Below are 11,780 nucleotides of genomic sequence, written 5' to 3'. Positions count from 1 at the left end.
ATCAACCCGCGCTGAGTGCCTCGGTGCGCCGGTACCCGGTGTCCAGATCGGTGATGTGCACCGTGACGATGCCATTGCGGTCGATCACGTAGCGCTCCTCGACCTCCGGCCCCGGTTCCCGGCGCCAGACCGCACCCGGGTCGAGGGTCTCGGCGCGCTGCAGGTCGGGATCGAAGGGGAAGGCGACCTGCCCGAACGGCACCAGATCCCCGCGGGGCTCACCCGCCTCGTCCAGGGCGGCGTACTCGACGAAGCGGAAGACACCCAGGTTGTGCGCGGCCCGGTAGCGCCGGGTGACGATCAGTTCGCTGCCCTCCGGCAGGGCGGCGGCGCGGTCCAGGATCGGGTCGAACTGCAGCCGTTGGCCCGCGCTGCCCTCCCGGAACACCCCGAAGCCGCGACTCAACCGGTCGGTGAGGGAGAAACCGGACTGCTCGTCGACCGAGATCGCCAGCCCGATCGCGGTCGATGCCGCCGGATACGGTGAACGGTGTACCCGGCGGCCGAAGCGTTCCCGCAGCAACCGGGGCACCATCGGCAGCCCGGACCCGCCGCCGACCAGATAGATCCCGGCCACATCGGCGAGTTCGTCGGCGCCGTCCAGGCCACCGACCAGCGGCGCCATCGCCTCGATGCTGGTCTGCACCAGCGGGGCCGCGGCCGCATAGAAGTCGGCGACCTTGAGCGTCACCTCCGCGGTCCCACCCGAGCCGTCCGGGACGTCCAGCGCGATCCGCCGGGACTGCGGGGACAGCCGCTCCTTCGCCTCCCGGCAGTCGGCCAGCAGGGTGTCCAGCTCGCGGGCGGTCAGGGCGGCGACATCGGCTCCCGCGGTGGCCAGCGCCTGGTCGACCAGGATCCGATCGAAGTCGTCGCCGCCGAGATTGTTCAACCCCAGCGAGTCGAGCACCTCGTGCGCCGTCCCGTCGACCCGGACCAGGGAGGCGTCGAAGGTGCCACCGCCGAGGTCATAGACGATCACCCGGCGACGCCTCGATGTCACCGTGCGGGCCTGCCGATGGGTGTATTCGAAACCGGCCGCCGAGGGTTCGTTGAGCATCCCGTGCACGGTGAAGCCGGCCCGCCGAAACGCTTCCAGGGTGAGGAATCGCTGCGCGGAGTGGGCATGCGCCGGTACCGCGATGGCGCAGCTCTCCAGCGGTTCGGCGCTCACCGACGACGCCTCGGTGATGGCCTCCCGCAGCGCCTTCAGATGGCTGACCAGCAGCTCCAGCAGCGGGATCGGTGCGCCGTCCAGTTCGATCGTGGTCTGCGGCCCGACCTCGACCGCGGCGAGCGCACGCTTGAACGAGCGCAGCACCGGCGCACCCTGCTCGGCGGCCGCCAGCGCATCGAAACCGTGCATCAGGCGGCCGTCCTGGATCGCCACCACGGAAGGAAAATGGTCCTGCGGGTCACCCCACTGGTCGGTGAAGCTGACCACGGGATAGTTCCCGCGATCGACGTAGGCGACGATCGTGCGCGTGGTCCCGAAGTCAACGCCCAGGTGCATGGCTCGAGCCTAACAACCGAATCATCCCGAGCGGGGGGTTGACCGACAGGCTCAACCGAGCGCCGGATCGGGTCGGGCGGGCGGCTCACCGCGTACCCCATCGGTCTGCCCGCGGGCCAGCCAGGCGAGCAGCGCATCCCGGCCACCACGCAGCGTCGTCTCCCCCGCACCGAGCACCAGGTCCTCACCCTCGTCGGTGATCAGGCGTACCCCGCTCCCCCAGTCCTTGCCACTGCTCATCCCGACGCAGAGCAGCAGGCCGTCCTCCTGGGCGTCCATGTCGGCCTCCTCCAGCGTCCACAGGGTGTCCAGGTCATGGTGGTGCAGGATCACCTCGGTGATCCGCAGCGCCGGTACCGCCCAGGCATTGAGCGGGCCGAAAGTCGCCTGCAGCACCTCGGTGTCGACACCACCGGAGAGTTCATCCAGCGCGGCCCGGAGCCGGTCGCTGGCGGCGTGCAGTTCCTCCTTGAGCTGCTGCCGTGGCAGGGCGGCACGCTCGTCGATCGCGGCGTTGCGGGCCTCCTTGGAGGCGTACATCGGCGTCTCCTCACCGGTCCGCGCCCAGTGCGCCAGGTTGGCCATCGCGTCGGCATTGCCGATCAGATGGCCGATCACCTGGGCGCGGCTCCAGCCCTCGCACAGCGACGGTCCGCGGAGTTCGTCCTCGGCGAGGCTGTCGACGGTGGCGAGCAGCATCCCGGTCTCCCGGTCGAGCCGATTGAGGTCGCCGGGCAGCAGTGCCTGTCGCTTGAATGCGCCGATGGGTTCCATGGCGCCAGTCTGCCCCCGGGTGACGGTTCCCACCAGCGGACCAAGGGCTATTCCCAGTGCTGACCAAGGCCCCCGGCCACGTACCCGGTTTCACCGCTAGCATCCACAGGTGCCATCGACGACCGCCGCGCACGGCTCCCACCAGCGCCCGAACGTGCTCCGGGACGCCAGCTGGTCGGCGGTGATCGCCGGTTTCGTCGCGGTGGTCGTCTCGTACGCCGGGCCGTTGCTGGTGGTGCTGGAGGCCGCCCGGGCGGCCGGATTGTCGGCGCAGCTGACCGCCTCCTGGGTGTGGGCGATCTCGGTCGGGTCCGGATTGTGCTGCCTGGCGCTCTCCTGGGCGACCCGGCAACCGGTCATGGTCGCCTGGTCGATCCCGGGCGCCGCCCTGTTGATCGCCGTCCTGCCCGGTTACGTCGCACAGAACCGGTTGGGTGAGGTGATCGGCGCCTATCTGGTCGTCGGCGTACTCTCCGCGCTGCTCGGCGTCACCGGATTGTTCGGCCGACTGATCGCCGCGATCCCGCGGCCGATCACCGCAGCGGTGCTCGCCGGCGTCCTGTTCCCGTTCGCGATCAAGGTGGCGAACGCGGTGATCGCGGCGCCGTTGGTCGCCGGTGGGCTGCTGCTCGGTTACCTGCTGGGCCGTCGATTCCTGCCGCGGTACGCGGTGTTCGTGGCGATGGCGATCGGGGCAGTCCTCGCGGTGGCCAGTGGGTCGACGCAGGCGCTCGAGGTCCGGTTCGCGCTGACCACCCCGGTCTGGATCACTCCGGCGTTCTCGCTGGATGCGGTCCTCGGGCTCGGCATCCCGTTGCTGATCGTCACCGCGGCCGGGCAGAACGCGCCCGGGCTGATCGTGATGCACACCTCCGGTTACGAGGCGAACGACCGGCTGCTGCTCGGCAGCTGCGGGGTGGCCTCGGCGATCTTCGCACCGTTCGCCTGCCATGCGCTGAATCTGGCGGCGGTGACGGCGGCGATCGCGACCAGCCGGGAATCCCATCCCGATCACGACCGGCGCTATGTGGCCGGGATGTCGTGCGGGGTTTTCTACATCATCGGTGGTTTCCTGGCGACCTTCATCGTCTCGCTGTTCTCGGCGATCCCGGCGGGCATGATCACCGCGCTGGCGGGCGTCGCCCTGCTCGCACCGCTGCAGAACTCGCTGTTCGACTCGATGCATGAGGGTCCGCACCACCGGTCGGTGATCGAGGCGGCGCTGATCACCCTGGCGGTGACGCTGTCGGGGATCCAGCCGTTCGGAGTGGTGTCCGCGTTCTGGGGGCTGCTGGCCGGGGTGGCGGCGTACGCCCTGCTGCGCCCGCACGACCACCGGCGCCGGACACAGCGAACGGGCGCCACCGGGCCCGAAGGCACCGGCGGCCGACCCGTTCGGTGAGTGGCGCCGCTCAGCTCAGCGCGGCGGAGGCGGAGTCGTAGTCGGGCTCCTGGCCGATCTCGGGCACCAGTTCGCTGTAGGTGACGTTGCCCTGCTCGTCGAGCACGACGACCGAGCGCGCGAGCAGACCCTGCAGCGGGCCGTCGGTCATCGTCACGCCGTAGTCGGAGCCGAAGCTGGACCGGAAGACCGATCCGGTGACCACGTTCTCGATGCCCTCGGCGCCGCAGAACCGGCCCAGCGCGAACGGCAGATCCGCCGAGACGCAGAGCACCTTGGTGTTGTCGAACCCGGCAGCGAGTTCGTTGAACTTCCGCACGCTCTGTGCGCAGGTCGGGGTATCGACGCTCGGGAAGATGTTGAGCACCAGCCGGGAGCCGGTGAAGTCGCTCAGCTTGACCTCCGAGAGGTCCTGGCCGGTGACGGTGAAGTCGGGTGCCGCCTGGCCCTGGGCCGGCAGGTCACCCACGGTGTTGACGGGATTTCCCTTGAAAGCAGTAGTCGCCATGGCCCATGTCTAGCACGCTTCCGGCAACCCGACGCGCGGGGCCGTCTGCTGATCGGGGCGTCAGCCGAAGCGGACCCGGTTGCGCTCCCTGGCCTTGGCCGCCTCGACCTCCCGGTCCTTCGGCGGGGCGGTGGTGACGAGGGTGTCGAGCAGCCGTTGGGTGGCTTCGGTGACCTCGGCGACGGCCCGGTCGAAGGCGTCCTGGTTGGCCTGGGACGGCTTGGTGGACCCGCTGATCTTGCGGACGTACTGCAGCGCGGCCGCCTGCACCTCGTCATCGGTGGCGGGCGGGGCGAAGTTGTGCAGGGTGCGGATGTTGCGACACATGGTTCCTCCGATCGGTACGCCCCCAGTCAAGCGCACGGCACCGATTGGTCAAGGGCTGCGAGATCGCCGGCTCGGCCCGAACGCTGGGACATGCAGTAGTCAGAATTGACCGGTTGGCAACCCCAGTCAGAGCGGGTTTGATCATGGAACTCGGCACCTACTGCATGTCCCAGCGTTCGACCGCAGAGGCGGAGCGACTCCCCGAGCAACCCGACCCGGCTCAGCGGCTGGCCAGTTCGCTCTCGGGCTCGCTCGCCGGCTGGGGATTCCTGCGGTGCTTGCCGATGGCGACCACCACGGCCACGACCCAGAGGACGGCGACCGCGATCAGGGCCACGGTGCTGGTGGCGCCCTCGATGTCGAAGGCCTTCAGCAGGGTACGCAGGTTGGTCAGCAGGATCAGCCCGCCGACGGCGGTGCCGAGCACCCGCGCCGGCAGCTTGCTGACCAGCATGGCGGCGATCGGTGCGGCGATCAGGCCGCCGATGAGCAGGGCGGCGACGAAGCCCAGGTTGATGCCTGCGGTGCCCAGTCCGATCAGGAAACCGAGACTGGCCGAGGCCGAGACCAGGAACTCCGAGGTGTCCACCGAGCCGACGACGGTGCGCGGCGCGGTCTTGCCGGCGCTGAGCAGCGAGGTGGTGGTGACCGGTCCCCAGCCGCCGCCACCGGTCGCGTCCACGAAACCTCCGACGACACCCAGCGGGGCCAGGAAGCGGCCCCGGTGCGGCGACACCCGGGCCCGGGACTGGGCCGGCGGCCGCAGCGCGAAGCGGACCAGGATGTAGAGGCCGAGCAGACCCAGGATGATCGCCATCACCGGTTCCGCACCCTCGGTGGAGAGCTTGGACAAGAAGGTGGCGCCCGCGAAGGCGCCGACGGCGCCGGGTACGCCGAGGCGCAGCACCAGCTTCCAGTCGGTGTTGCCGAGCTTGTGGTGGGACACACCCGAGGCGATGTTGGTGCCCATCTCGGCCAGATGCACCGACGCCGACGCGGCCGCCGGCGAGAGCCCGGCGATCAGCAGCAGGGTGGTCGAGGTGACGCCGTAACCCATCCCGAGGGCACCGTCGATGAGCTGGGCGCCGAGCCCGACCAGGCCGACGACGATCAGCTTCTTCATGCGGTTTCTCCTTGCGGGGTGAGGATTGCGGGGATGTCGGCACCCCGGCCATCGGGGTACGCCTCGGACCAGTCGGGTCCGAGCCGGACCACCTCGCCGATCACCACCACCGCCGGGGAGGTGACCCCGCGCGCGCTGGCGGATTCGGCGATCCGGTCCAACGGGGCGACGGTGACGCGCTGCTGCGGCGTACACCCCCGTTCGACGATCGCGACCGGGCAGTCGGCGGCGCGGCCACCGGCGATCAGCGTCCGAGCGGTCCGCGCCAGGCCCTTGACGCCCATCAGCACGACGACGGTGTGATCGCTGCGGCTCGGCACCTCGGCCAACTCCTCGTGACCGGTGACCACGGTGAAGCCCCGCGAGACCCCGCGGCTGGTGACCGGGATCCCAGCAGCGGCCGGAACGGCAATGGCGGAAGAGATTCCGGGCACCACCTCGACGCGTACGCCGGCCGCCTGGCAGGCGGCACGCTCCTCCTCGCCGCGGCCGAGCACGAACGGATCACCGCCCTTCAGCCGGACCACGCCCTTGCCCTGTTGGGCATGCTCGACCAGCAGCGCATTGATCTCGTGCTGTGGCACCGGATGATGACCCGGGGTCTTGCCGACGTCGATCACCTCGACCTCGTCGGGCAGATCGGCCAGCACACCGTGCGGGGCGAGCCGGTCGACGACGACGACATCGGCGGTGGCTAGCAGCTGCACCCCGCGCCGGGTCAGCAGGCCGTCGTCACCGGGTCCACCGCCGACCAGCGCCACCCAACCCGGGTGCTCGCGCTGCGGGCGGAGATCGCCGGGATCGCTGGCGAGCTGGCCGGCGATCCGGTTGCGGATCGCGACCGAACGGCGTGGGTCGGCCGAGCTGACGGCGAGCTGGACGCGGGTATCGGGCAGCTCGACGCTGGTATGGGCCGGCACACTGGCCGTGCCGGTCCGATGCGCGCCGGCGGCGACACAGAAGATCCGGTGCTCCTCGGCGAGCCGGGCCACCCGGGCATCGACGACCTGGTCACCGGTGGCGACATGCACCAGCCACGCACCATCCAGGTCGTTGTCGCGGAATTCCCTTGCCTGCCAGCCGATCCGCTCCCCCAGCTCAGCGAGTTCGGGGCACAGTTCGGGGGCGACGAGGTCGACGCGCGCACCCGCGGCGAGCAGATCCCGGACCCGGCGGGCAGCGATCCGCCCGCCACCGACCACCAGCACCCGGCGGCCGCGCAGCTCCAGCGAGAGCGGGAACATCAGATCACCCAGTCGGCGTCGCTGCGCTGCTCGGCGCGCGCCCCGGTGACCATGCCGGCGGCCAGCGTCTGCCCGCTGTCGGCGTCCACCAGCAGGAAGGAGCCGGTACGCCGGGACCGGGCATAGGGCTCGGCGGCGATCTCACCGGCGAGCCGGATCTTCACCCGGCCGATGTCGTTCAGCTCCAGCGACTCCCCCGGTTCGCTGGTCAGCGTGTCCAGATCCAGGCGCCCGTCGATCTCGCGGACCTGGGCGCGGACGGTCCGGGTGGTGTGCTTGAGGAGCACCTTCGCCCCCGCCCGCAGCGGCCGCTCGTTCAACCAGCACACGAAAGCGTCGAGCTCCTTGGCCGGTACCGGGGCGTCCTCGGCGGCCGCGATCAGATCGCCGCGGGCCAGGTCGATGTCGTCGGAGAGCCGCAGCGTGACCGACTCCCCCGCGAACGCTTCGGAGCGGCTGCCGTCGGCGGTGTCGATCCCCTCGACCCGGACACCGCGTCCGGACGGCAGGGCCACCACCTCGTCGCCGACCCGCACCACACCGGATGCGACCTGCCCGGCGTACCCGCGGTATTCGACGAACTCCGGTGACAGCGCCGCCGCCTGCGGACGCAGCACATACTGCACCGGGAAGCGGAACGCCTCGGTCTCCGGGTGGTCGGCGGTGGGCAGCTCCTCGAGCAGTTCCAGCAGCGCCGGGCCGTGATACCAGGGGGTGTTCGCCGAGTGGTCGACGACATTGTCCCCGAGCAGTGCGGAGACCGGGATCACGGTCAGCGCAGGGATTCCGAGGTCCTCGGCGAGCTCACGGATCTGGGCGTCCACCTGGTCGAAGGCCGCGGAATCGAAGCCGACCAGGTCGATCTTGTTCACCGCGACGATCACCTGCGGCACCCGCAGCAGGCCCGCGACGGCCAGGTGCCGCCGGGTCTGCTCGAGCACCCCGTGCCGGACATCGACCAGCAGCACGATCGCATCCGCGGTCGAGGAACCGGTGACGGTGTTGCGGGTGTACTGCACATGGCCCGGGCAGTCCGCCAGCACGAAGGAGCGCCGCGCGGTGGCGAAATAGCGGTAGGCCACGTCGATGGTGATGCCCTGCTCCCGTTCGGCCCGCAGGCCGTCGGTGAGCAGTGCCAGGTCCGGGCCTGCCAGGCCGCGGGACCGGCTGACCCGCTCGACGGCGTCGAGCTGGTCGGCGAGGATCGACTTGGAGTCGTGCAGCAGTCGGCCCACCAGCGTGGACTTGCCGTCATCGACCGAGCCGGCGGTGGCGAGCCGCAGCAGCGTCGGCGTCTCCTGGGTGGTCGTGCTCATCAGAAGTAGCCTTCCTTCTTGCGGTCTTCCATCGCGGCCTCGGTGAGCCGGTCGTCGGCGCGGGTCGCGCCCCGTTCGGTGACCCGGGTGGCGGCCACCTCGGCGACCACCGCGGCGACATTGGCGGCGTCGGAACGGACCGCCCCGGTGCAGGACATGTCGCCGACGGTGCGGTAGCGGACCGTCTCGGTGGTCACCGTCTCGTCCTCGCGCGGCTGGCTGAACTCACCGACCGCGAGCAGCATCCCGTCGCGGGAGAAGACCTCACGCTGGTGGGCGTAGTAGAGGGTGGGCAGCTCGATCTGCTCCCGCTCGATGTAGCGCCAGACATCGAGTTCGGTCCAGTTGGACAGCGGGAAGACCCGCACGTGCTCACCGGCGCGATGCCTGGTGTTGTAGAGATTCCACAGCTCGGGCCGCTGGTTCCGCGGGTCCCACTGGCCGAAGTCGTCGCGCAGGCTGACGATCCGCTCCTTGGCGCGGGCCTTCTCCTCGTCGCGGCGGCCGCCGCCGTAGACGGCGTCGTAGCGGCCCTTCTCGATCGCCTCCAGCAGCGGCTGGGTCTGCAGCGGGTTGCGGGTGCCGTCGGGGCGCTCGGTCAGCCGGCCGTCGTCGATCCACTCCTGCACCGAGGCGACCTCGAGCCGGACGCCGAGGCGGCGTACGGTCTCGTCGCGGAAGTCGAGCACCTCGGCGAAGTTGTGCCCGGTGTCGACGTGCAGCACCGGGAACGGGATCGGTGCGGGCCAGAAGGCCTTGCTGGCCAGGTGCAGCATCACCACCGAGTCCTTGCCGCCGGAGAAGAGCAGCACCGGCCGCTCGGTCTCCGCGGTGACCTCGCGGAAGATGTGGATGGCCTCGCTCTCCAGTGCCGAGAGCTGGTCCAGCCGGCGGCCGGTGTCGGCCGGCGCGCTGGTGTCGGCCGGCGCGCTGGTGCCGGTCTGCACGGGCTGGGTGTCGGTCGCGATCTCAGTGCTCACAGGTGAATCCCACATTCTGTCTTGGTGAGTCCGGCCCAGCGGCCGGCTCGGGGGTCCTCGCCGGGGGCGACGCGGCGGGTGCAGGGGGCGCAGCCGATCGACGGGTAGCCGTCGGCCAGCAGGGGGTTGATCGGCACCACATTGGCCTCGGCGTAGTCGAACAGCTGGTCGAAGCTCCATCCGGCAAGGGGATTCAGCTTGACCATCTGGTGGCGTGCGTCCCATTCGACGTGCTGGGTGTTGGCGCGCAGCGCGTTGTCCTCGCGGCGGACGCCGGTGACCCAGGCGTGGTACCCGGCGAGCGCCGCATTGAGCGGTTCGACCTTGCGCATGCCGCAGCACAGCCCGGGATCGCGGTCGTGCAGCTTCGCGCCGAACTGGGCGTCCTGCTCGGCCACGGTCAGCTTCGGGGTGACATCGACCAGGGTGATCGGCAGCGCCGCCGCAAGTTCATCGCGGGTCGCGTAGGTCTCGTCGAAGTGGTAGCCGGTGTCCAGGAACAGCACGTCGACCCCGGGGACGACGGTCGAGGCCAGGTGCGCGAGCACCGTGTCGCCGGCCATCGAGCAGGCCACCGCCAGTGACCGGCCGAAGTTCTCCCCGGCCCAGGCCAGCACCTCCTCGGCACTGGCGTCGGCGAGGTCGGCGGCGCCCTGTTCGGCCAGCCTCTGCAGTTCGGCGGCCTCCTCGGGATCCCTGCTCTGCTGGGATTCGCCACCGGGGCCGTTCATCAGGTCGACACTCATGCCACTGCCTCCTCATCAGCCCGGTGCGCCCAGGCGGCGAAGGTCTCACCGTCGGCGCGGTCGGTGTGCCAGCGGCGCACCACCCGCTCGATGTAGTCGGTGAGGTCAGCGGCGGTGACCTTGAGTCCCCGGACGGTACGCCCCAGCTCCCCGGCTTCCCGGTCTGCGGTGACCAGGCCACCACCGAGGTGCACCTGGAAGCCGAACTCCTCACCGGCGATCAGCTGGCCCTTGAGCCCGATGTCGGCGACCTGGATGCGGGCGCAGGAGTTCTGGCAGCCGTTGATGTTGATCGACAGCGGTTCGGTCAGCTCCAGGTCGGCCAGTCGGCGCTCCAGCTCGTCGATCACGTCGGCGGCCAGTCCCTTGGTCTCGACGAAGGCGAGCTTGCAGTATTCGATGCCGGTGCAGGCCATCGTGCCGCGCCGGAAGACGCTCGGGCGGGCGTACAGGCCGATCTCGGCGAGCTGGTCGACCAGCGTCTCGGCCTTGTCCGGTTCGACGTCGAGGATCAGGATCTTCTGGTGCGGGGTGAAGCGGATCCGCCCCGAACCCGCCTGCTCGGCCAGGTCGGCGACCTTGTCGAGCAGGGTGCCGGAGGCCCGGCCCACCGTCGGTGCCACGCCTACCCAGACCCGGCCGTCGCGCTGCTCGTTGACACCCAGGTGGTCGGCGCCGGCACGCGCCGGCGCCGGTGCCGGCCCATCGGGCAGCTTTCGCTGCAGGTATTCGGTTTCCAGCACCTCGCGGAACTTCGCCACACCCCAGTCACCGATCAGGAACTTGAGCCGGGCGCGGGTCCGCTGGCGGCGATAGCCGTAGTCGCGGAAGATGCTCACCACACCGGCCCACACCTCGGCGGCCTCCTCCGGGCGGACGAACACCCCGACCCGCTCCGCCAGCCGCGGCACGGTGGAGAGACCGCCACCCACCCAGAGGTCGTAACCGGCCCCGAACTCGGGGTGTTCGACACCGACCAGGGAGATGTCGTTGATCTCGTGCACTACGTCCAGGCTCGGGTGGCCGGTGACCGCGCTCTTGAACTTGCGCGGCAGGTTCGAGTATTCGGGCTGGTTCAGGTAGCGGGACCTGATCTCCTGGATCACCGGGGTCGGGTCGATGATCTCGTCGGCCGCGATCCCGGCGACCGGGCTGCCGAGGATCACCCGCGGGGTGTCACCGCAGGCCTCGACGGTGTCCATCCCGGCCTCATCGAGCCGCCGCCAGATCTCGGGCACGTCCTCGACGCGAATCCAGTGGTACTGGAGATTCTGGCGATCGGAGATGTCGCCGGTGTCGCGGGCGAACTCCCGGGAGATGCCGGCCAGCACCCGCAGCTGGTCGGTGGTGATCGCGCCGCCGTCGAGGCGGACCCGCATCATGAAGTACTTGTCGGACAGCTCGTCGGCCTCCAGCTTGGAGGTCCGGCCGCCGTCGATGCCCTGCTTGCGCTGGGTGTAGAGCCCCCACCAGCGGAACCGGCCGTGCAGGTCGTCGCTGGGGATCGAGTCGAAGCCGTTCACCGAATAGTCGTCGATGATCCGCTGGCGCACGTTCAGCCCGTTGTCCGCGGCCTTGAACTCCTCGTTGTGGTTCAGCGGCGCCTTCCCGTCGACGGCCCATTGGCCCTGGGGCTTGCTGGCGGCGCGCGAGGGGCGGGCAGCGTTGGTGGTCGAAGTCATCTCGTTCCAATCACGGTGTGCGTGCAGGTACGCCGAATGGCGCGGGCGGGAGGGGGTGCGGTGCCGAACGAGCGGCACGGGCCGGCGCAGGCCGCCGGCCGGCAGGCGTCAGGAGTTCCGGCGCCCGGTCACGAACACATCAGGTTGCTGGCCACGAGAAGCAGG

General features: G+C 70.3%; 11 protein-coding genes. 1 reads left to right on the top strand and 10 read right to left on the bottom strand.

Annotation, left to right across the window (positions count from 1 at the left end; genetic code table 11):
* Nucleotide 1: 1 nt before the first annotated feature.
* Both C8D81_RS03790 and C8D81_RS03785 read right to left on the bottom strand, forming a co-directional pair.
* Entirely contained in the window at nucleotides 2-1,513 is a 1,512-nt protein-coding gene (locus C8D81_RS03790; RefSeq protein WP_133625571.1) for an Hsp70 family protein, read from the bottom strand.
* A gap of 51 nt (nucleotides 1,514-1,564) precedes the next feature.
* Nucleotides 1,565-2,287 (bottom strand): maleylpyruvate isomerase family mycothiol-dependent enzyme, encoded by a 723-nt coding sequence (locus C8D81_RS03785; protein WP_094358391.1) that lies wholly within the window; start codon nucleotides 2,285-2,287, stop codon nucleotides 1,565-1,567.
* A gap of 109 nt (nucleotides 2,288-2,396) precedes the next feature.
* On the opposite strand from C8D81_RS03785, the gene C8D81_RS03780 reads away from it, so the two are divergent.
* Nucleotides 2,397-3,689 carry a benzoate/H(+) symporter BenE family transporter gene (locus C8D81_RS03780; RefSeq protein ID WP_208109090.1) on the top strand — a complete coding sequence of 431 codons (1,293 nt, stop codon included), beginning with the start codon at nucleotides 2,397-2,399 and terminating at the stop codon, nucleotides 3,687-3,689.
* Between the two features lie 10 nt (nucleotides 3,690-3,699).
* Here C8D81_RS03780 and tpx read toward each other — a convergent pair whose 3' ends face one another.
* From tpx to C8D81_RS03740, 8 genes are all read right to left on the bottom strand, one after another.
* On the bottom strand, nucleotides 3,700-4,197 hold the full coding sequence (gene tpx / locus C8D81_RS03775; RefSeq protein ID WP_094358389.1) for a thiol peroxidase: 498 nt from the start codon (nucleotides 4,195-4,197) through the stop codon (nucleotides 3,700-3,702).
* A 60-nt stretch (nucleotides 4,198-4,257) separates the two neighbouring features.
* The gene (locus C8D81_RS03770) at nucleotides 4,258-4,524 is read right to left on the bottom strand and encodes a DUF2277 domain-containing protein (RefSeq protein WP_094429573.1); all 267 of its coding nucleotides are present in this window, start codon (nucleotides 4,522-4,524) and stop codon (nucleotides 4,258-4,260) included.
* A gap of 220 nt (nucleotides 4,525-4,744) precedes the next feature.
* Nucleotides 4,745-5,647 (bottom strand): sulfite exporter TauE/SafE family protein, encoded by a 903-nt coding sequence (locus C8D81_RS03765; protein WP_094429572.1) that lies wholly within the window; start codon nucleotides 5,645-5,647, stop codon nucleotides 4,745-4,747.
* On the bottom strand, nucleotides 5,644-6,891 hold the full coding sequence (gene cobA / locus C8D81_RS03760; RefSeq protein ID WP_094429571.1) for a uroporphyrinogen-III C-methyltransferase: 1,248 nt from the start codon (nucleotides 6,889-6,891) through the stop codon (nucleotides 5,644-5,646). Before cobA ends, C8D81_RS03765 begins: the two co-directional genes overlap by 4 nt.
* The gene (locus C8D81_RS03755; protein ID WP_094429570.1) at nucleotides 6,891-8,207 is read right to left on the bottom strand and encodes a sulfate adenylyltransferase subunit 1; all 1,317 of its coding nucleotides are present in this window, start codon (nucleotides 8,205-8,207) and stop codon (nucleotides 6,891-6,893) included. Before C8D81_RS03755 ends, cobA begins: the two co-directional genes overlap by 1 nt.
* Complete coding sequence (cysD, locus tag C8D81_RS03750; RefSeq protein ID WP_094429569.1) at nucleotides 8,207-9,202, bottom strand: sulfate adenylyltransferase subunit CysD; 996 nt, start codon at nucleotides 9,200-9,202, stop codon at nucleotides 8,207-8,209. Before cysD ends, C8D81_RS03755 begins: the two co-directional genes overlap by 1 nt.
* A complete protein-coding gene (locus C8D81_RS03745) occupies nucleotides 9,184-9,933 on the bottom strand; it encodes a phosphoadenylyl-sulfate reductase (protein ID WP_094429568.1) in 750 nt (249 codons plus the stop codon). Before C8D81_RS03745 ends, cysD begins: the two co-directional genes overlap by 19 nt.
* Nucleotides 9,930-11,615 (bottom strand): nitrite/sulfite reductase, encoded by a 1,686-nt coding sequence (locus C8D81_RS03740; protein WP_094429567.1) that lies wholly within the window; start codon nucleotides 11,613-11,615, stop codon nucleotides 9,930-9,932. Before C8D81_RS03740 ends, C8D81_RS03745 begins: the two co-directional genes overlap by 4 nt.
* Nucleotides 11,616-11,780: the final 165 nt, after the last annotated feature.

It is taken from the genome of Enemella evansiae (assembly GCF_004362375.1).
Taxonomy (GTDB): domain Bacteria; phylum Actinomycetota; class Actinomycetes; order Propionibacteriales; family Propionibacteriaceae; genus Enemella; species Enemella evansiae.
Note: the sequence above shows the minus strand (reverse complement) of the source record. Positions and strands in the feature narration are given on the sequence as shown.

Excerpts from the sequence above, each read along its gene's own strand:
- cobA (WP_094429571.1), bottom strand. The coding sequence starts at position 6,891 with ATGTTCCCGCTCTCGCTGGAGCTGCGCGGCCGCCGGGTGCTGGTGGTC.
- C8D81_RS03765 (WP_094429572.1), bottom strand. The coding sequence starts at position 5,647 with ATGAAGAAGCTGATCGTCGTCGGCCTGGTCGGGCTCGGCGCCCAGCTC.
- C8D81_RS03745 (WP_094429568.1), bottom strand. The coding sequence starts at position 9,933 with ATGAGTGTCGACCTGATGAACGGCCCCGGTGGCGAATCCCAGCAGAGC.
- C8D81_RS03785 (WP_094358391.1), bottom strand. The coding sequence starts at position 2,287 with ATGGAACCCATCGGCGCATTCAAGCGACAGGCACTGCTGCCCGGCGAC.
- C8D81_RS03740 (WP_094429567.1), bottom strand. The coding sequence starts at position 11,615 with ATGACTTCGACCACCAACGCTGCCCGCCCCTCGCGCGCCGCCAGCAAG.
- C8D81_RS03790 (WP_133625571.1), bottom strand. The coding sequence starts at position 1,513 with ATGCACCTGGGCGTTGACTTCGGGACCACGCGCACGATCGTCGCCTAC.
- tpx (WP_094358389.1), bottom strand. The coding sequence starts at position 4,197 with ATGGCGACTACTGCTTTCAAGGGAAATCCCGTCAACACCGTGGGTGAC.
- C8D81_RS03755 (WP_094429570.1), bottom strand. The coding sequence starts at position 8,207 with ATGAGCACGACCACCCAGGAGACGCCGACGCTGCTGCGGCTCGCCACC.
- cysD (WP_094429569.1), bottom strand. The coding sequence starts at position 9,202 with ATGTGGGATTCACCTGTGAGCACTGAGATCGCGACCGACACCCAGCCC.
- C8D81_RS03770 (WP_094429573.1), bottom strand. The coding sequence starts at position 4,524 with ATGTGTCGCAACATCCGCACCCTGCACAACTTCGCCCCGCCCGCCACC.